Source organism: Mesorhizobium sp. M2A.F.Ca.ET.046.03.2.1, from assembly GCF_003952425.1.
Lineage (GTDB): Bacteria > Pseudomonadota > Alphaproteobacteria > Rhizobiales > Rhizobiaceae > Mesorhizobium.
The window spans coordinates 5,528,712-5,548,074 of record NZ_CP034449.1 but is presented as its reverse complement, the minus strand read 5'-3'; the positions used below and the strand labels follow the sequence as shown (position 1 = coordinate 5,548,074).

Below are 19,363 nucleotides of genomic sequence, written 5' to 3'. Positions count from 1 at the left end.
GCTCACCTCTCTCCCGGCCGTTCGACGGCGGGAAGCTTTGGAAGGCCGAAAATCGAAAAATCGCCCGCACGCGCCGGGGCATCTGTGCGGATCGCAGCGCGCAGCCTGGCCGAGCGCGCTCGCGGGTTGGCCGCTATCTCGGCCTCCCCCGGCGTCACGCCGCCGCCAGCTTTACGGAAAGTCGCGGCGCGCTGCGGCGCGTCGGGCATGTGTCGCGAGCCGCTGGCGGCTTCGGAACGGTCGGCGATGAAGCGCTTGACGATACGGTCTTCCAGGGAATGGAAGGTCACCACGGCAAGTCGGCCGCCTGGCTTCAGCGCCCGCTCGGCCGCCAGCAGCGCCCTTGCAAGCTCGCCAAGCTCGTCATTGACGAAGATGCGCAACGCCTGGAAGACGCGCGTGGCCGGATGGATCTTGTCCTTGGGTCCGCGTCCGATATGCGTTTCGATGGCGTCGGCGAGATCGAGCGTGCGCTCGAACAGTCTCTTCTCGCGCCGGCTCTCGATCATGCGTGCGATGCGGCCTGCATGGCGCTCCTCGCCGAGAAAGCCGAAGATGCGGGCAAGATCGCCGGCCTTGAAGGTGTTGACGACGTCGGCGGCGGAAAGCCCCGACTGCGCCATGCGCATGTCGAGCGGCCCATCGGCGCGAAAGGAAAAGCCGCGCTCCGCCTGGTCGAGCTGCATGGAGGAAACACCGATGTCGAGCACCACGCCGTCGGCGTCCTCGACATGTTCGTCCAGCGTCGAGAACGGCGCCTGGACAAGCCTCAGCCGGCCGCCGGCCTGCCGCTCCAGCGCCTTGCCCGCCGCGATTGCGTCCGGGTCGCGGTCGATGGCAATGACGGAGGCGCCGCGATCGAGGATGGCGCTGGTGTAGCCGCCGGCACCGAATGTCCCGTCGACGATCGTCTCGCCGGCCTGCGGTGCAAGCGCGTCGAGCACCTCGGCAAGGAGGACCGGAATGTGGCGGGCCGGTCCGCCAACGGCGTGAGGATCATCGCCGTGGCCAGCCATCATTCCGATCGCTCCCCGGGATTCGTCCCCTGCCGAAGCTGCAAAAGCCTGGCGCGCGCCTGCGCCCCATAGGCGGAAAGCCGTCCCGGCTCCCAGATCTGAAAGAAATTGCCGCGGCCGACAAAGGCCACCTCGTTCGAGATGCCCGTATGCTCGCGGATGAAGTCGCTCATGGTGATGCGGCCATCCTGATCGAGCTTCAGGAACGTCCCGTCGCCATGGCAGAAGAACGACATATCGTCCGCCGTCTGCAGAAAGGGATCCTCCAGCGCGATCCGCTGCTCGTAGCGGTCGAGCAGGTCGAGTCCGCCGACATCCATGGCCGCCAGGTCCAGGCAGCGCAGCGCGTAAAGCTCCGAATAGCCGCGTTTCTGAACCACCGCACGGAAATGCGCCGGAACGGAGACCCGCCCCTTCGCATCGATCCTGTTTACCGCGTTTGACAGAAATCGGTCCAATGAACGCTACAGCCGCTTCCGCCGCCGCACCCCTTCCCATGTTGTTCTCCGCGCCCTCGCCGCACTCGCGGCAAATCGCTTCATTCACCGGGGCGAAAACCGGCAAACGCGCAGCCGCCGCGGCTGCCCGATTGGCGTACGCTTCACCCTGACGCGGAACGAAAGCTTGATGATGTGAACGGGATATCATGGGGTACTATGGGCGTCAACGGGAACAGGCATCACAAACACGCGCATCACAACCACAAAGCGCAGGCTGAAGGCACGTCTCGTCTTTATCCTCCATTAAGCCTAACGAAGCGTTTAGAGCCCTCTGGCCAAAAGGACGCTGCTTGCCGCAAACAGCCGGCACGCATAGCGTCTCTGGCAATTTCTATTCAGCCGAAGGGATGAAGCCTGATGTCCAAGAAAGCGAAGTCCCGCGCCGCGGCGCTTGCCCATTTGCGCAGCCGCGATTTCGCCAAGGGCGACCCGATCCCGCTGCCGCTGACCATGGCATCGATCTTCCACACGCCGGGCGCAGAGGTCGGCTTCGATCAGTATGGCCGCTACGACAATCCGACCTGGCGCGCCGTCGAGCACGCGCTTGGCCACCTCGAAGGCGCGCAGTGCGTCGCCTTCCCGTCCGGAATGGGCGCAATCTCGTCGGTGTTTTTCGCGCTGCTGAAATCAGGCGACCGCGTGCTTCTGCCGTCAGACGGCTATCACGCCACGCGCGCCATGGCCGAGCGCTTTCTCAATCCCCTCGGCATTGCCTGCGACACCAGGCCGACGCCAACCTTCCTCGACGGCGGCTTCGATGGTTACCGGCTGGTTTTTGCCGAGACGCCGTCCAATCCCCGGCTGGACATCTGCGATATCACAGCGGTGGCCGAAGCCGTTCACAGGCAGGATGGGCTGCTGGTCGTCGACAACACGACGATGACGTCCTTCGGCCAGCGTCCGCTGGACCTCGGCGCCGACATCGTCGTCTCCGCCGACACAAAGGCGGTGAACGGTCATTCCGATGTGCTTTTCGGCCATGTCGCGAGCCGCGATGCCGACATCATCGCCAAGGTGACCGACTGGCGCAGCCTGGTCGGCGGCATCCCCGGTCCCTTCGAGGCCTGGCTTGTGCATCGCGGGCTGGAAACGCTGGAGGTGCGTTTCGACCGGATGTGCTCCTCGGCCGAAACGATCGCAATGAAGATGAGAACCCATCGCGCGGTCGGCGGCCTGCGCTATCCCGGCCTCGAGGGCGATGCCTCGCACAATCTGGCGCGCGCCCAGATGGATCGCTTTGGCTTCCTGATCTCGTTCGAACTGGCCTCGGAACAGAAGGCCGAGGCGTTCATCGACAATTGCGCGCTGATTGAATCGGCGACTTCCTTCGGTGGCGTGCACACCTCGGCCGAACGGCGCTCGAAGCGCGGCGACGCCGTGCCGCCCGGCTTCGTGCGCCTGTCGATCGGCTGCGAGCCGGTCGAGGAGCTTTGGCAGGCGATCGAGGCGTCGTTGGACAAAGTCGCCAGTTGAGCGGACAACGACACGCATCAAAACAAAGACTTAAGCGCGTCGCCTGAATCAGTTTCAACGCGACGCGCTTTAGGGTCCCATATCCTCTGTCTCGATCCTTCGCCGGCCATGCAACACGCGCAGGATTTCGATCGCATCGTCGCCAATTCGATAGAACGTAAGGTACTGCCCGACAACAAGGTGGCGAATGCCCGGCAGGATGTCGTCGCGCGGTGCGCCGATCGGGGATGGAGGGTTAGCAAGTCCCATCGCCGCTGAAGAGTTTCCACAAAACGGATTGCGGCATTAGGATTGTAGGCGGCGATATAGTCGCCGATAGCTTCGAGGTCGACCAGTGCCTGTGGAAGCAGGCGGTACTTCACTCGTCAGCGCCTTTGGCTTCCGCCATCTTCGAATATCTGGCGCGCAATCGCTCCATTAAGGGGGGACCGTCCAGCGCCGGTCCGCTATCGATCCCCTCCTGCACCAATTCCCGCAACTCCTCCACGGTGTAGCCGAGCAGGTCGCGGCGCTCCTTCCACTGCCTGAGCGCATCGCGGATCACCTCGCTCGCGGAAGCATATTCGCCCGCGGCGACCACATCGTCGACTGCCTGCGCCAGTTCCGGCGAAAGCGTGATGCTACGTTTATCGACCTGGCCCATGACGTGCTCCTGTCCTTTCTTGGAAGGTACGATTTAATCGCACCGGCTTCAAGAACACGTTTGGCAGCATTGGGAGGTTGTATTGCAGGACCCTTGAATCAGAAGACCCGCTCATCGGCCTAACCTTCTGATCCCGTTCAGCTATCGTTACGAGAAAAAATGCCAGCTGGCCTGTAAGCCGGGTTCTGTATGGCCCTCGCCTTGCGACGAGAACGTGGCGGCCATTCATCTCGGGCGCATGTTGCCATGCGCCTCACGCAACCAACCCGGACGGTGGGCCGGAAACAGCCCTCGAAGGTTTCCCCTCGCACCGCCCCTATTCGGTTTTGCTCCCGGTGGGGTTTGCCCTGCCGCTCCTGTTGCCAGTCGCGCGGTGGGCTCTTACCCCACCCTTTCACCCTTGCCGCGGCAATGCCGCGGCGGTTTGCTTTCTGTGGCACTTTCCCTGGGGTCGCCCCCGCCGGCCGTTAGCCGGCACCGTGTCTCCATGGAGCCCGGACTTTCCTCACCCGCAACCTTTCGGCTCCCGCGGGTGCGGCCGCCCGGCCAGCTGGCAAGCGCGTATAAAGGGATTCCCGGCTGAAAACGCAAACGAAAAAGCGCCTCGCCCCAAATGCGCGGCGGTTTGGGGCAACGACGTGCATAAAGCGCGCGTTGCACAAATCCGCCGCGCTGCATAGCGTCAGGCCGGCGAGCCCAGCGCCACCATCTGCACCTTCACCTTGCTGCAATAGGCGGCGGAGACCGGGTTCATCCGCGTCGCTCCGTGGCCGGCATTGTATTTCAGGATCGTGCCGCAGGTGGTGCCGCCGCCAAGGTCCCGCGCCATGGCGAGATACTTCATGCCGTATTTGATGTTGGTGTCGGGATCGAACAATCCCTTGGCCGAACCGGTATAACCCATCATGCGGGCCGTCGCCGGCTTGATCTGCATCAGGCCGATCTCGCCGGCGCCGCCGACCATGTTCGGCCGATAGTTGCTTTCGATCTTGATGACGGCCTTGGCTAGCGACACCGGCACGCCATAGCTCGCGGCATAGCGGGCGATGATCGCCGAATACTGGCCTTCGCCGGCGGCAGCGGGCGTCGCCACGGCGATCTTGCCGGGTTTAATCGAGGCCGTCGTGGTGAGATCGACAGCCTTTCTGCCGCGCTTGGCGCGTTTGGCCGTCGATTTTGTCACCCGGGTTGCGGCGGCCTTCTGAACCCTTGCCGGAGCAGCCCGCGCGGTTTTTGCCGTCTTGATGCTCGAGCCTGCCTTTGGCGTTACGGCTGCGAGGCCGTTGTCCGCCCTGGGGCTCAGCGGGGCACTGTTGGCCTGGTTGAAGGCAAAACTTATCACTCCGGCAGCAACGGCTGCCGCTACAACGGTCAATTTTTGCATGTAGTCCTGTTCTGTTAGAGCTGCACGAAGAACTTCGCACAGTTAGGTCAACTCAACATCGGGTGCCTGGGGGGATAGACGCCCGACAACTTGCGGAAGGGGCATTTGCAGGCGGAATTGGCGGCAATGAAGGCGGCGCAATTCACTTTGAGTGACAGATTGTAATTTAAGGATCCCGACGCGACTTTTTGACGGGAGTTGCCTTTACGGAAGCCAGGAGCCTCTGCAGTGTGCGGATCGTCGAATTGTCCGCCACGCCGTCGACCAGCCGCCGGCGGAAATGTAACTGGAAGGCCGCCACCACGATTTCCGTCCGCCGGTCATAGTCACCCGATATCTCGACACCGTAGCCATAGAGCGCCAGCATCGATTGCAGTGCTTCAACGTCGGCGCCGGCATCGCCGGCCTTCAGTGCAGCGCCCGCCTTTATCGGCGCCGCCGGCACGAGATGTCCGATACCGGCCGCGAACAGCGTCTTCCAGGGAAATTTCTCGCCCGGATCGACCTTGCGGCCCGGCGCCACGTCCGAATGGGCGAGCACCCTTGCCGCGGGAATGGAATGGCGTTCCGCGATACCCGCGCACAACTCGATCACGGCGCCGATCTGCCGCCGCGGGAAGGCCTTGTAGCCCAGCATGTGCCCGGGATTGACGATCTCGATGCCGACCGAGCAGGAGTTGATGTCGGTTCGCCCGAGCCAGGAACTCTGGCCGGCATGCCAGGCGCGATCGCTCTCGCGCACCATTTGCACGATACGACCGTCCTCATGAACGAGGTAGTGCGAAGACACCTCGCTCGCCGGGTCGCACAGCCACGCCTCGGCGCCGGCGCCGCTTGCCATACCGGTATAGTGCAGCACGATCATGTCGGGCCGAAGCGTCTCGCGGCGCGGGCCGAAATTGGGCGAGACCCGAACCTCCGCCTCTGGATGGTCGGGCAGAAAACCGCTCATGCGTGCCTGAGGCCCCGCTCGATCCTCTCATAGGCGGCGTTGATCGCGGCGACCCTGGTCGTGGCGATCTTGATGAATTCCTGCGGCAAGCCGCGCGCGATAAGCCGGTCGGGATGATTGTCCGAGATCAGCTTGCGATAGCGTTTCCTGATCTCCTCGAACGGCCTGCCCCGCTCGATCCCCAGGACGACATAGGGATCGGCGGCGCCAAGATCGACGTGCCTGGACAGGATCGCCTCGTAATGCGCCTCGTCGATCTGAAAAATCTCCGCGATCCGATGCAGGAATTGCCCTTCCTGCTCGTGGATGAGGCCATCCGCCTTGGCGATGTGGAACAACCCGTCGAGTATGTCTTCCAGCATCATGCAGTTTGCATGGCCGGAGCCGCAAAGCTGCGCCATGCGCTGGGCATAGGTCTCGAATCCGGCGACATCCTGCTTGGCGATATCGTAAAGCCGCGCCACGTTGCGTGTCTCGCTCGGCGGCACCTCGAAGATTTCCTGGAAGGCGCGCACCTCGTCCTGGGTGACGATGCCGTCTGCCTTGGCCATCTTGGCGGAGAGCGCGATCATGGCCACCGAGAAGGCAACGCGCCGGCGCAGGTCCGGATCGCCGGAAAACACGGTACGCACGGCTTCGACGACATCCGCGACGCCCGAGGACGCCGACGACGAAACACGAGCGATGAAGTCGCCAAGGCGGTCCCAAATCGACATGCCGGCTTCATAGAGCGAACCGGGCGGTTCTATCAAGCCTGGACAATGCCGCAGGTGATGGGCGACCTTCGGGATCGGTGGAGCAAAAGGAAAGCCGGCATTGCCGGCCTTCCTTGAATTTATGTGGTCGGATCTTACTGCGCAGGCGCGGCAGGAGCCGGATTTGTTGCCGGAGCCGGTTCAGCGGGCTTCGAAGCGTCGGGCGAAGCAGGCTTCATCGGCTGCTCGTTGGCCGGCGGATTGGTGCTCTGGGTGGTGGTATTGTCGGTGCCACTGTCGCTGCAAGCCGCGACCCCCAGCAGGGCGAGCGCCGAAACAGACGCCAAGATGAGCTTCTTCATGGTATGTCTCCTTCAACAGACGCTCACGTTTCGGTGAGCGGTCGCAGGGGAAATGCATCAGCAGGCTCGACGGTTTCGTAACGTTGCATTTCGATATGTAACATCAACTTGCAATTGCTGGCGGGGAAATCCCGAACTAACAGAACATGCGCACGAAGACATGAGTGGACAAGCAGAATGCCGGCAGCCGCGGAAACACGGAAATGGGATTTTTGGATCGACCGCGGCGGCACCTTCACCGACATCATCGGCCGTGATCCGCAGGGCCGGCTGCACCCTCGAAAACTCCTGTCCGAGAATCCCGAGGCTTATGCGGACGCAGCCATCCAGGGCATCCGCGACCTGTTGGGTCTGAAGGCCGGCGCCGCCATTTCCGCCGACGCGATCGGCGACGTCAAAATGGGCACCACCGTTGCCACCAATGCGCTGCTCGAGCGCAAGGGCGACCGTGTGCTGCTGCTCATCAGCAAGGGTTTTCGCGACGCTTTGCGCATCGCTTACCAGGCAAGGCCGGATATCTTCGCCAAGGAGATCATCCTGCCCGAGCAGCTCTACGAGCGGGTGATCGAGGTCGACGAACGCGTGCGCGCCGATGGCTGCGTCGAGCGTCTGCTCGACATCGCCGCCTGCCGCCCGGCGATCGAGCAGGCCAGGGCCGATGGCATCGACGCGGTCGCCATCGTCTTCATGCATGCCTGGAAATACCCGGATCACGAAAAAGCCGTGGCAAAAGTCTGCCGCAAGATCGGCTTCAGCCAGATTTCAGTCAGCCACGAGGTCTCGCCGCTGATCAAGCTGGTCGGCCGCGGCGACACCACCGTGGTCGACGCCTACCTGTCGCCGATCCTGTCGCGCTATGTGCAGCGTGTAGCGGGCGAGTTGGGCGCCGGGCCGCGGCTGATGTTCATGATGTCGTCGGGCGGCCTCACCGCCGCCGATATGTTCCAGGGCAAGGACGCGCTGCTTTCCGGCCCGGCCGGCGGGGTCGTCGGCATGGTCGAGACGGCGAAGCTCGCTGGCTTCGAAAAAGTCATCGGCTTCGATATGGGCGGCACCTCGACCGACGTTGCCCATTATGACGGCGAATATGAGCGCGCCTTCGATACCGAGGTCGCCGGCGTGCGCATCCGCGCGCCGATGATGCGCATCCACACGGTCGCCGCCGGCGGCGGCTCGATCCTGCATTACGAGGCGGGACGCTTCCGCGTCGGCCCGGATTCGGCCGGCGCCAATCCCGGCCCCGCCGCCTACCGGCGCGGCGGCCCGCTCGCCGTCACCGACGCCAATGTCATGCTCGGCAAATTGCAGCCCGATTTCTTCCCGGCGATCTTTGGTGCCGGCCAGGACCAGCCGCTCGACGCCGGCGCGGTTCGCGAGAATTTCGTGGCACTTGCCGCCCAGATCGGCGACGGCCGTTCGCCCGAGGCGGTCGCCGAAGGCTTTGTCACCATCGCCGTCGAGAACATGGCCAACGCCATCAAGAAGATCTCGGTGCAGCGCGGCTACGATGTCACGGAATATCTCTTGAACTGCTTTGGCGGCGCCGGCGGCCAGCACGCCTGCCTTGTCGCCGACGCGCTCGGCATGGAAGCGGTGCTGATCCATCCCTTTTCCGGCCTGCTTTCCGCTTACGGCATCGGCCTCTCGTCGGTCTTCGCCTCGCGCCAGCAGGGCCTGCTGCAGCCGCTTGCCGAGGAATCGCGCACCGCAATCGAGGCGCTCATCGCAGCCTTGCGCAGCGAGGTCGTCGCCGAACTCGGCGAACAGGGCATTGCCGAGGAGGCGCTTTCGACGAGGCCCGTGCTGCATGTCCGCTACGACGGCACCGACACGGCCCTGCCGGTGAATTTCGAGCATGGCTCGATCTTCCGCGCCAGAAGCGATTTCGGGGCCGCGCACAGGGCGCAGTTCGGGTTCATCTATGACGACAAGCCGATCGTCGTAGAAACCGTCGCCGTCGAAGGCATGGAGGCCGCTCGACAGGACAAGGCTGAAACCTCCGCCCCTGACGGAGCGGCAGGAGTCGAGCCCAAGCCTTCGGAAAGCCGGCGCATCTATACCGAGGGCCGCTGGCACGAGGCCGGCGTCTATCGCCGTGAAAACCTGAGGCCATCCAACACGGTCGCCGGCCCCGCGCTGATCATCGAGCCGAACCAGACCATCGTCGTCGAGCCCGGCTGGCGGGCCGAAATCACCGGTCTCAACCACGTCGTGATCCGCCGCACGGAACGGAAAGCGCGTGCCGCGGCGCTCGGCACCGAGGCCGATCCTGTGATGCTGGAGGTGTTCAACAACCTCTTCATGTCGATCGCCGAGCAAATGGGCGTGACGCTGCAGAACACCGCCTATTCGGTGAACATCAAGGAGCGGCTCGATTTTTCCTGCGCCGTGTTCGACCGCCATGGCGCGCTGGTCGCCAACGCGCCGCACATGCCGGTGCATCTGGGCTCGATGGACCGTTCCGTCGAAACCGTCATCCGCCTGAATTCCGGCGACATCCATCCCGGCGACGTCTTCGCGCTCAACGCGCCGTACAATGGCGGCACGCATCTGCCCGACATCACGGTGGTGACGCCTGTCTTCGACGATGCCCAGAGCGAGATCCTGTTCTGGGCGGCCTCTCGCGGCCATCACGCCGATGTCGGCGGCACCGCACCCGGCTCGATGACGCCGCTCGCGACAACGGTCGATGAGGAAGGCGTGCTGTTCGACAATTTCCGCATCGTCGATCGCGGCCGCTTCCGCGAGACGGAGCTGGAGGCACTGCTGACCGACCATCCCTACCCCGCGCGCAATCCTGCCCAGAACATCGCCGATCTCAAGGCGCAGATCGCCGCCAACGAAAAGGGTGTGGCGGAACTGCGCAAGATGGTCGCGCATTTCGGCCTCGATGTCGTCGAGGCCTATATGGGCCATGTCCAGGACAATGCCGCCGAGAGCGTGCGCCGCGTGATCGAGCGGCTTCCCGACAGCGCCGCTTACGAATACCCGACCGACAGCGGCCAAGTGATCAGGGTGAAGATCACCGTCGACCGGAAAAAGCGCGAGGCGACCGTCGATTTCACCGGCACCTCGCCTGTCATGGAGAACAATTTCAACGCGCCGGAGCCGGTGGCGCGCGCAGCCGTACTCTATGCCTTCCGCGTCATGGTCGAGGACATGATCCCGATGAATGCCGGGTGCCTCAGGCCGATCAACATCGTCATCCCCGACGGCTCGATGTTGAAGCCAGCCTACCCCGCCGCCGTCGTCGCCGGCAATGTCGAGACCTCGCAGCATGTCACCAACGCGCTGTTCGGCGCGATAGGCGCCATGGCCAATGCGCAAGGCACGATGAACAACCTCACCTTCGGCAACAAGAAATACCAGTATTACGAGACGATCTGCTCCGGCTCACCGGCCGGCCGGATGAATTCGGGCCGCGGTTTTGCCGGCACCTCCGGCGTTCACACCCACATGACCAACTCGCGCCTCACCGATCCGGAAGTGCTGGAACTGCGCTTCCCCGTCGTGTTGGAAGACTTCCACATCCGCGAGGGTTCCGGCGGCAAGGGCAAGTGGAATGCCGGCGACGGCACCAGGCGCACAATCCGTTTTCTCGAGAAGATGGAATGCGCGATCCTGTCCTCGCATCGAAGCCGGCCGCCCCAGGGTCTCGACGGCGGCGGCGACGGCGAGTCGGGCTCGACCAAGGTCAGGCGCAATGACGGCTCGGTCGACATCCTCAAGGCCTGCGACCAGACCACGCTCGATGCCGGCGAAGCCGTCATCGTCACCACGCCGACACCTGGAGGCTTCGGAAGCGCGTAAGAATTCGTGACAGCCTGCCGTCAACAGGCTGTCACCTGCCTGTCATGACGCTGCGCTACCCGCTTGCGCCAACGCAAACGGGGAATCACCTTTCCATGTCGGACGTATCCGGAGAACTCGTTTATCGTCGAGGCAAGGAAGTCGGAAAGGCCGTCTACCAGAACCGCGCATTGTCGAAGGACGGCATTTCCGAGCGGCTCTTCGCCTTCCTGTTCTCCGGTCTGGTCTATCCGCAGATCTGGGAAGACCCGGATGTCGACATGGACGCCATGCAGCTCGGCGCCGGTCATCGCGTCGTCACTATCGCCTCGGGCGGCTGTAACATTCTGGCCTACCTGACCCGGTCGCCGGCCAAGATCGACGCCGTCGATCTCAATGCCGCGCACATCGCGCTCAACCGCATGAAGCTGGAAGCGGTGCGCCATCTGCCGTCGCAAGGCGACCTGTTCCGCTTCTTCGGCGCAGCCGACACCAGCCACAATTCCGATGCCTATGATCGCTTCATCGCACCGCATCTCGATGCGGTCAGCCGCCACTACTGGGAGCGCCGCAACTGGCGCGGCCGCCGCCGCATCTCGGTCTTCGACCGCAACTTCTACCAGACCGGCCTGCTCGGGCTCTTTATCGCCATGGGCCATCGCGTCGGCAAGCTGTTTGGTGTCGACCCGACCGGCATCATGAAGGCGCAGAATATCGGCGAGCAGCGCCGCTTCTTCAACGAGGAACTGGCGCCCGTCTTCGACAAGAGGCTGCTGCGCTGGGCGACCTCGCGTAAGGCTTCGCTGTTCGGCCTCGGCATCCCGCCGGCGCAGTACGATTCGCTGATCACCTCCGGCGACGGCTCGATGGCGAGCGTCTTGAAGGCTCGGCTCGAAAAGCTCGCCTGCGATTTCCCGCTGAAGAACAACTACTTCGCCTGGCAGGCCTTTGCCCGCCGCTATCCGCAGCCCGGCGAGGCGGCACTGCCTGCCTATCTGGAACAGCGCAATTACAAAACGATCCGCGACAACATCGATCGCGTCGCCATCCACCACGCCAACCTGATCAAGTTCCTGGCCGCCAAGGACGCCGGCAGCGTCGATCGCTTCGTCCTGCTCGACGCGCAGGACTGGATGACCGACGACCTGCTCAACGCGCTGTGGACTGAGATCACCCGTAGCGCTTCGGTTGGCGCCCGTGTCATCTTCCGAACCGCGGCAGAACCCAGCCTGCTGCCCGGCCGCGTCTCCAGCTCGCTGCTAGACCAATGGACCTACGAGGCCGACGCCTCGCGCGAATTCTCGGCAAAAGACCGCTCGGCGATCTATGGCGGCTTCCACCTTTACGTGAAGCGCGCAGCATGAGCACGACGGAGCTGCCGGCCAGCCATGCCGAACTGATGGACGGCGTCTACCGCTGGCAGCGCCACATCTACGACCTGACCCGCAAATACTACCTGCTCGGCCGCGACCGGCTGATCGACGGGCTGGACGTGCCGCAAGGCGGCACCGTGCTGGAGCTCGGCTGCGGCACTGGCCGCAACATCGCGCTGGCCGCCCGCCGCTATCCCGACACTCGCTTCTTCGGCCTCGACATCTCGGCCGAGATGTTGGAGACGGCCAATGCCGCCATCGCTCGCGAAGGTCTCTCCGGCAAGGTCAAACTGGCGCGCGGCGACGCCACCGATTTCGACGCCAAGGCGTTGTTCGACGTCGAGCAATTCGACCGCGTCTTCGTGTCCTATTCGCTGTCGATGATCCCCGGCTGGGAGAAGACGATATCGGCAGCGCTGGCCGCGCTCGCGCCTGGCGGCTCGCTGCATGTCGTCGATTTTGGCCAGCAGGAGGGCCTGCCGCGCTGGTTCCGAACGATGCTGCGCGGCTGGCTGCGGAAATTCCATGTTTCGCCGCGCGCCTCGCTGCGCGACGTGCTTGAATCGGAATCGCAGCGCACCGGCGCAACCTTCCGTTTCAGAACGCTTTATCGCGGCTATGCCTGGCTCGCCATGATCGGATCCTCCAAATAGCAAGTGCTACTGGAGCAATTCCAGGAAAAGTGTGAGCGGTTTTCCGTCCGAAATTGCGTAAAAACAAACAGATAGGGCGTTTCGCCGTTTCTATGAAACGGTGAAACGCACTAGTGCAGCGCCTTCACCAGCGCTCCCACCATGGTCTGCGGCCGGTAGCCTAGCTTGGCCGGCGTCAGCCCAAGCCGCACCACCACCAGCTGCTCCGACGGAATGATCGCGACCGTCTGGCCGTCATGGCCTTCCATCCAGTAGGTGTCCTTGGGCAGACCGGCGGCAGCACCGGCGCCGGGCTTGTCTTCGTCGCCCGGGCCTTCGATCCAGAGCTGGCCTTTGCCGTAGACCTTCGACGCCGGCGCCGGCTCGCGCATCCAGTCGACGAAACCGGCAGGCAGGATCTGGTTGCCGTTCCAGGTTCCGCCCTGCAGCAGGAACTGGCCGAAGCGCGCCCAGTCATGCGCGGTGGCGTAGAGATAGGACGAACCGACGAAGGTGCCCTGCTCGTCGGTCTCCAGCACCGCGCTGTGCATGCCGAGCGGCTCGAACAGCGCCGTGCGCGGCCAGGCCAGCGCCTTGGCCTTGTCGCCGATCGCGTCCTGCCACAGCCGCGACAGCATCACCGCCGTGCCGCTCGAATAGGAAAACACCTTTCCGACCTCGCCGGTTAGCTGCTTGGCCTCGGCGAAGCCGGCCATGTCCGGCTCGAGATAGAGCATGCGCGTCACGTCGGCGACATCGCCATAATCCTCGTTGAATTCCAGCCCGCTCGACATCGCCATCATGTCGGCAACGCTGATGGCGGCGCGGCCATCGGCCTTCCACGCCTTGACCAGACCCTTGTTGTCGATCGCCATTTTGCCGTCCTTGACCAGCGTGCCGACGATCGCGGCATTGACCGTCTTGGTCATTGACCAGCCGAGCAGCGGCGTCTTGGCCGAGAAGCCGTCGCCATAACGCTCGGCGACGACGCGGCCGTTCTTCACCACCACGATGGCGCGCATGCCGGGTCCGGCCATGGCCGAGTCGTCGACGATTTTCGCGACCTCGGGATTTTGTGACGCATCCACGCGCTCGCCATCGGGCCAAAGCGCGTCCGCCTGCGCCGGTGCGGAAGCTGCCGCGCGCCGCGACGTCTGTCGCGCCTTCCCGGTGTCACCGTCGGGAACCGAGGCGCAGCCGACGCCGTCGCGTTCCACGGCGACGCTCTTGCCCAGCACCCACAGCAGGCCGGCGGAGACAAGTCCCCTTTCCTTGTCGACGGAGATTTTCATCAGCCTGAGCAGCGGATGGCCCGGCGCCTGCACGTCGACGGCCAGAACCTGGTTAGCGTCGCGGCCGGCAATGAAGACGTTCGAGCAGACGATCTTGGCCGAATAGCCGGCGCCGACCCGGATCAGTTCCGGCGGCGCGAAATAGAGCCAGGCGAAGAGCGCGACCACCGCCAGGATCACCAGGCCAAGCAGACACTTGATGAACTTCGCGACAGCCTGCATCTTTCCCCGCCTCTTTGGATTCGCCGGCACGATTTATGTCATCGATTTGCCGCCATTGCTTCCGCAAAATCACCGGCGTAGTCGAGCGCCGTCAATGGATTATCAACCATGTTCGGCGATCAACTTGTCCATGTCGCCCAAAATTGCACAGCGGTTTTGGGACAACGACATGGACGGACAAATAAGGCGGACGATCTCGTGGGGCGATCGTCCGGCAGGGGGACGCGAGGTTAGCGACCACCATCAGTAAAGGACCCATCAGCGGCCGGCTGAACCCGGCTCGGGGAATATCATGCGCCGTCTCGCGGCCATCCTGATGCTGACGCTGCTCTGCGCCTGCTCAACCGTCGACGACCTTTCGCCGTTGTCGCCATCCTTGCAGACGGTCACCGTGCGCGCGCCCAAATTCGAGGATTCCAAGCCGCATGAGTGGGACAGCGGCGCGCCATGGACCTACGCCATCCACGGCACCGATGTCTCCAAATACCAGACCTCGGTCGACTGGCCCACCGCCAGGGCCAGCGGCATCTCCTTCGCCTTCATCAAGGCGACCGAAGGCGGCGACCGCTTCGACGAGAATTTCAACGAGCACTGGGCACGCACCAGGGCAGCCGGAATCCCGCGCGCGGCCTATCATTTCTTCTATTTCTGCACGCCGGCGGAAGCCCAGGCGCGCTGGTTCATCGCCAATGTCCCAAATGACCCGTCAGCCATGCCGCCGGTGCTCGACATGGAATGGAACCCGAAATCGCCGACCTGCAGGCTGCGCCCCGATGCGGCCACCGTCCGCAGTGAGATGACCGTCTTTCTACAGATGGTCGAGCGTCACTACGGCAAGAAGCCGATCATCTACACCTCGGTCGACTTCTTCGACGACAACCAATTGGCGACGTTCCGCGGCTACCCCTACTGGCTGCGCTCGGTCGCAGGGCACCCGCGTGAGAAATACGGCAGCCATCCCTTCACCTTCTGGCAGTACACCGGCACCGGCATCGTGCCCGGCATGACCGGCAAGTCCGACATCAACGTCTTCAACGGCTCGGAAGCCGCCTGGAAGAAGTGGCTGCGGCAGAACACCCGTTGACATCGGCCCTCCCGCCTGCTTTTCGACACGGCGGGCGGCGAAACATGCAACCGCTGGTAATCCGGAGCGGCGCACTCGCGCGAGTGCATGGCGCGGCTCCTGGGCTTTGAAATCCTCGCATGCGCCTGTGCGGTCCCGACCCGGGATCACGATCAGGTCATGCGCCGGTCTCGAAAGGAAAGCGATGCGATTGCGCGTTGAAATCCTGGCGGCGCTTTTTGTCGGCGCGTTCGCACTGCCCGCGGCGGCGCAGGAATGCGGCGGCGACTTCGAGACCTGGAAGCAGGGTGTTGCGGCCGAAGCCAAGGCGGCCGGCGTCGGCGAAACCGGGCTCGATGCGCTGGAGGACGCCACCATCGACGAGCGAGCGCTGGCGCGCGACCGCGCGCAGGGCGTCTTCACCCAGACTTTCACCGAGTTCTCCAACCGCATGATTTCGGCCTACCGCCTGAAGCAGGGCGCGGCCAATCTGAAGAAATATGCCGAAATCTTCGACCGCGCCGACAAGCAGTTCGGCGTCCAGCCGGCCATCATCGCCGCCTTCTGGGGGCTGGAGACCGACTTCGGCGCCGTGCAGGGCGACTTCCAGACGCTGAATGCGCTGGTAACGCTTTCCCATGACTGCCGCCGGCCCCAGCTCTTCCGCCAGCAATTGGTGCCGCTTTTGACGCTCATCGATCGCGGCGTGCTGCCGGCCGACGTCAACGGCGCCTGGGCCGGGGAGATCGGCCAGACGCAGATCCTGCCGACCGACTATCTTGCCGAGGGTGTCGACGGCGATGGCGACGGCAAGGTCGATCTCAGGAACAGCGTGCCGGACGTCATCATGACGACCGCCAACAAGATCATGTCGCGCGGCTGGAAGCGCGACCAGCCCTGGGTCCAGGAAGTGCGCGTTCCCGACGACATGCCATGGGACCAGACCGGCCGCACCAACAAGCTACCGCTGTCGCAGTGGGCTCAGTGGGGCGTGACCGAGCCCAACGGCAACCCGCTTGTCGACAATGGCCTGAAAGCCGGCCTGGCGCTACCGATGGGCCGCAAGGGTCCCGCTTTCCTGACCTATGACAATTTCGATGTCTATCTCGAGTGGAACCAGTCCTTCACCTATGCGCTGACCGCGGCCGTTATGGCGACGCGGTTTGCCGGCGCGCCGCAATTCGATCCACGCACGCCCGAGCAGGGCCTGAGCGGCGACCAGATGAAGGCGCTGCAGACCAAGCTCGAAGCCAAGGGTTACGATGTCGGCACTGTCGACGGCATCCTGGGCACCAACACGCGCGAAGCAATCCGCAAGGAGCAGACGCGGCTTGGCCTGCCCGTGGATGGCTGGCCGACGCCGGAGTTGTTGGCGAAATTGTAGGCAGTAGGCAGTAGGCAGTAGGCAGTAGGCAGTAGGCAGTAGGCGAAAATCCATTTGGGACCACAGGCTGTAAAGTCCTATTCACTACTGCCTACTGCCTAATCCGCCATCGTCTCCAGGCTCGCGAACCCCTGCGGCGCGTCGCCTTCGTCGAACGGCGTCGTCACCTCCACGAATGTGTCGGGGTAAAAGCCGTTGAAGCGGGTCCTCAGCGACAGCGAGTAGGCGCCGATATGGCCGATCTCGATCCAGTCGCCGGTGTCGACCGTTTCCGGCAGCCAGAACGGCCTGGACAGGATGTCGACGGAATCGCAGGTCGCGCCGCAGACCTTGAACGGCACGATGTTTTTCTCGTCGCCATTACGCGTGCGGATCGCCGGATCGGGGATGAAGCGGGCCGGCAGGGTGATCTTGCCGGTCCATGAATCCGACAGCGACGCCCAGATGCCGTCATTGATGTAGAGCCGCTTGCCCTTGCGCAGCAGCACCCGCACGATCAGGGACAGGCAGCGCGCCACGATCACGCGTCCGGGCTCGGCCACCAGCGGCATCTGGTCGAACTGATACTCCGTCAGGTCGCCGGCAAGCCGCGACATCAGCTGGCCGAGCGAAGGCATCTCGACCTGCTTGCGGTTTGGATCGTGGCCGTATTCGGCGGGGAAACCGCCGCCGACATCGAGCCCGGCAATGTCGAAGGTCAGGCGATTGCGCACCCAGTCGGCCGAGGCCAGCGCCCGCTCATAGGTGTCGGGATCCTCGATCTGGCTGCCGACATGGAAGCAGAGGCCAACCTTGTAGCCGGTCCGGTTCAGCCGCTCGGCAAGCTCGACCGCATTGGCCGGCCCGGCGCCGAATTTCTTCGACAATTCGTAAGCCGCATGGCCCTTGGTCTGGATGCGCACGAAGACGGTGATGGCGCCCGGGTCGATATCGAGCGCCCGCACGACGCGCGTCAGCTTGGTGATCTCGTCCTCATGGTCGAGCGAGATCACCCGGATGCCGTATTTCTCCAGCGCCAGCTTGATATCCGACTGCGCCTTGACCGGGTGCATGTAGAGCATCTCGGCATCCGCCGAGACGGCGCGCACGGCCGCGAATTCTCCCGGCGAAGCGACGTCGAAGGTGCTGACGCCGGATTCCACCAATGTCTTCAGCACGATCTGCTCACCATTGGTCTTCACCGCATAGGCGGTCTTGCCGGGAAACATGCCCATGAACTGCAGGGCATCCGCCTTCAGCACCTGCGGGCGGAAACAGTAGACCGGATCGTCGGGACGAAGCGCCAGTGCCGCATCGCGGGCATTTTCGAATCGCTGCATGGACGAATCCTCGGGGCTGGAGCGCGCACAATTAATCCTAGCTAGCCGCCAAAGAAAACAGTTCTGTGTCTGGCGACCCGACGCGGCCGGTTGCACATTTTGCCAAAGCTAAACCACCAGTCAGGTTTCGGGTGGCCCTTGCCGGCGAGCGCATTTATCGGTTGGTGAGGTGTGAAGCCGAGATTGCGATCGGCCTGGGGAGGAACAGGACATGTCGATTACGGCCGCCGCCGCGCCGACGCGCGGACCGATGACACTCAAGGATTGGGGGCAGCTTCTTCTGCTCGGCGCAATCTGGGGCGGCTCGTTCTTCTTTGCCCGCATTGCAGTGTCCGAGATCCACCCGCTTGCGCTGGTGCTGTTCCGCGTCGCCATCGCCGCCATCGCACTTCAGCTCTATCTGGCGGTCCGCGGCCCCTCGTTCCGGCTCGCCTTCCCGCATGCCGGCCTGTTCTTCCTGCTGGCGCTCACCAACAATGTCGTGCCCTTCTCGCTGATCTTCGCCGGCCAGACTAAGCTCGGCGCCGGCGTCGCCTCGGTGCTCAACGCCACCACGCCGTTCTGGACGCTGATCCTGGCCAATGCGCTCACCACCGATGAGAAACTGTCCTGGAACAAGCTGGCCGGCATCGCGCTCGGTGTCGCCGGCACCGCGGTGATGATCGGTCCGGGCCTTGTTGCCGGACTCGGCGGGCCGGTCTGGGCCAAATTCGCGCTGATCGGCGCTTCGGTATCCTATGCGATCGCCTTGATGATCGCGCGCCGCTTCAAGGGCGTGCCATCGCCAGTCATCGCCACCGGGCAGCTGACCGCCTCGACCATCATCATGATCCCCATCGTGCTCATTGCCTATGGGCCGACGGGCTCGTTGTCGGCCTCGCAGCCGGTCTGGGCCGCGGTGCTGGGCCTGGCGCTTTTGTCTACCGCCTTCGCCTATATCCTCTATTTCAACCTCGTCGCCTCGGCCGGCGCCACCAATGCCTCGCTGGTCACCTTGATCGTCCCGGCCAGCGCGGTGTTGCTCGGTTTCCTCTTCCTCGGCGAGCGGCTGGCGCTGTTCGAGATCGGCGGCATGACGCTGATCGGATTGGGCCTCATCACCATCGACGGACGGCTGTTCGGCAAATGGTAGCGCTGTCATGCCACACCGCCGCCACAATTTATTCACAACGGCGAAGCCGGCTTTTGCCGAAGAGTTTCAACGGCTAACGGCAAATCCCGGGTCGCAAATTCCACAATCATGTCGCATTGCAGCACGTTTTCC

Annotated in this window: 17 protein-coding genes and 1 other RNA gene; 7 read left to right on the top strand and 11 right to left on the bottom strand. The window is 63.8% G+C overall.

All coding sequences use genetic code 11. From position 1 onward, the window contains the following. Positions 1-2 precede the first annotated feature (2 nt). Positions 3-1,019, bottom strand: coding sequence for a 16S rRNA (cytosine(1402)-N(4))-methyltransferase RsmH (gene rsmH / locus EJ072_RS26390; protein ID WP_126081988.1), 1,017 nt, complete (start codon positions 1,017-1,019; stop codon positions 3-5). Further along, positions 1,016-1,474 carry a division/cell wall cluster transcriptional repressor MraZ gene (mraZ, locus tag EJ072_RS26385; protein WP_126081987.1) on the bottom strand — a complete coding sequence of 153 codons (459 nt, stop codon included), beginning with the start codon at positions 1,472-1,474 and terminating at the stop codon, positions 1,016-1,018. Before mraZ ends, rsmH begins: the two co-directional genes overlap by 4 nt. 399 nt (positions 1,475-1,873) lie before the next feature. On the opposite strand from mraZ, the gene EJ072_RS26380 reads away from it, so the two are divergent. After that, positions 1,874-2,989, top strand: a complete 1,116-nt coding sequence (locus tag EJ072_RS26380; RefSeq protein ID WP_126081986.1) for a cystathionine gamma-lyase — start codon at positions 1,874-1,876, stop codon at positions 2,987-2,989. 17 nt (positions 2,990-3,006) lie between these two features. Here EJ072_RS26380 and EJ072_RS26375 read toward each other — a convergent pair whose 3' ends face one another. From EJ072_RS26375 to EJ072_RS26345, 7 genes are all read right to left on the bottom strand, one after another. Continuing rightward, positions 3,007-3,351, bottom strand: a complete 345-nt coding sequence (locus EJ072_RS26375) for a type II toxin-antitoxin system RelE/ParE family toxin (RefSeq protein ID WP_245466994.1) — start codon at positions 3,349-3,351, stop codon at positions 3,007-3,009. Then, positions 3,348-3,632 (bottom strand): type II toxin-antitoxin system ParD family antitoxin, encoded by a 285-nt coding sequence (locus EJ072_RS26370; protein ID WP_126060079.1) that lies wholly within the window; start codon positions 3,630-3,632, stop codon positions 3,348-3,350. Before EJ072_RS26370 ends, EJ072_RS26375 begins: the two co-directional genes overlap by 4 nt. 158 nt (positions 3,633-3,790) lie before the next feature. Next, positions 3,791-4,186: RNase P RNA component class A (gene rnpB, locus EJ072_RS26365), an RNA gene on the bottom strand. A gap of 128 nt (positions 4,187-4,314) precedes the next feature. After that, positions 4,315-5,016 carry a transglycosylase SLT domain-containing protein gene (locus tag EJ072_RS26360; RefSeq protein WP_126081985.1) on the bottom strand — a complete coding sequence of 234 codons (702 nt, stop codon included), beginning with the start codon at positions 5,014-5,016 and terminating at the stop codon, positions 4,315-4,317. Positions 5,017-5,182: 166 nt separating this feature from the next. After that, positions 5,183-5,968, bottom strand: coding sequence for an N-acetylmuramoyl-L-alanine amidase (locus EJ072_RS26355; RefSeq protein WP_126081984.1), 786 nt, complete (start codon positions 5,966-5,968; stop codon positions 5,183-5,185). Next, positions 5,965-6,684 carry a DnaJ family molecular chaperone gene (locus tag EJ072_RS26350; protein WP_126081983.1) on the bottom strand — a complete coding sequence of 240 codons (720 nt, stop codon included), beginning with the start codon at positions 6,682-6,684 and terminating at the stop codon, positions 5,965-5,967. Before EJ072_RS26350 ends, EJ072_RS26355 begins: the two co-directional genes overlap by 4 nt. Before the next feature lie 134 nt (positions 6,685-6,818). Beyond that, entirely contained in the window at positions 6,819-7,025 is a 207-nt protein-coding gene (locus EJ072_RS26345) for a hypothetical protein (protein WP_082056158.1), read from the bottom strand. Between the two features lie 177 nt (positions 7,026-7,202). Here EJ072_RS26345 and EJ072_RS26340 point away from each other — a divergent pair, with 177 nt between their 5' ends. Genes EJ072_RS26340 through EJ072_RS26330 form a run of 3 tightly spaced genes read left to right on the top strand, consistent with a single transcriptional unit; the run spans position 7,203 to position 12,840 of the window. Next, positions 7,203-10,835, top strand: coding sequence for a hydantoinase B/oxoprolinase family protein (locus tag EJ072_RS26340; RefSeq protein ID WP_126081982.1), 3,633 nt, complete (start codon positions 7,203-7,205; stop codon positions 10,833-10,835). Between the two features lie 44 nt (positions 10,836-10,879). After that, on the top strand, positions 10,880-12,178 hold the full coding sequence (locus EJ072_RS26335; protein WP_126081981.1) for a DUF3419 family protein: 1,299 nt from the start codon (positions 10,880-10,882) through the stop codon (positions 12,176-12,178). Continuing rightward, entirely contained in the window at positions 12,175-12,840 is a 666-nt protein-coding gene (locus tag EJ072_RS26330; protein ID WP_126081980.1) for a class I SAM-dependent methyltransferase, read from the top strand. Before EJ072_RS26335 ends, EJ072_RS26330 begins: the two co-directional genes overlap by 4 nt. 110 nt (positions 12,841-12,950) lie before the next feature. Here the strand turns inward: EJ072_RS26330 and EJ072_RS26325 are convergent, their stop codons facing one another. Beyond that, complete coding sequence (locus EJ072_RS26325; RefSeq protein WP_126081979.1) at positions 12,951-14,333, bottom strand: serine hydrolase; 1,383 nt, start codon at positions 14,331-14,333, stop codon at positions 12,951-12,953. A 292-nt stretch (positions 14,334-14,625) separates the two neighbouring features. Here EJ072_RS26325 and EJ072_RS26320 point away from each other — a divergent pair, with 292 nt between their 5' ends. Then, complete coding sequence (locus EJ072_RS26320) at positions 14,626-15,417, top strand: GH25 family lysozyme (RefSeq protein WP_126081978.1); 792 nt, start codon at positions 14,626-14,628, stop codon at positions 15,415-15,417. A 184-nt stretch (positions 15,418-15,601) separates the two neighbouring features. After that, positions 15,602-16,780, top strand: coding sequence for a lytic murein transglycosylase (locus EJ072_RS26315; protein WP_126081977.1), 1,179 nt, complete (start codon positions 15,602-15,604; stop codon positions 16,778-16,780). Between the two features lie 98 nt (positions 16,781-16,878). Here the strand turns inward: EJ072_RS26315 and EJ072_RS26310 are convergent, their stop codons facing one another. Further along, the gene (locus tag EJ072_RS26310; RefSeq protein WP_126081976.1) at positions 16,879-18,099 is read right to left on the bottom strand and encodes an alanine racemase; all 1,221 of its coding nucleotides are present in this window, start codon (positions 18,097-18,099) and stop codon (positions 16,879-16,881) included. 211 nt (positions 18,100-18,310) lie between these two features. Between EJ072_RS26310 and EJ072_RS26305 the strand changes: the two genes are divergently transcribed. After that, on the top strand, positions 18,311-19,231 hold the full coding sequence (locus EJ072_RS26305) for a DMT family transporter (protein WP_126081975.1): 921 nt from the start codon (positions 18,311-18,313) through the stop codon (positions 19,229-19,231). Positions 19,232-19,363: the final 132 nt, after the last annotated feature.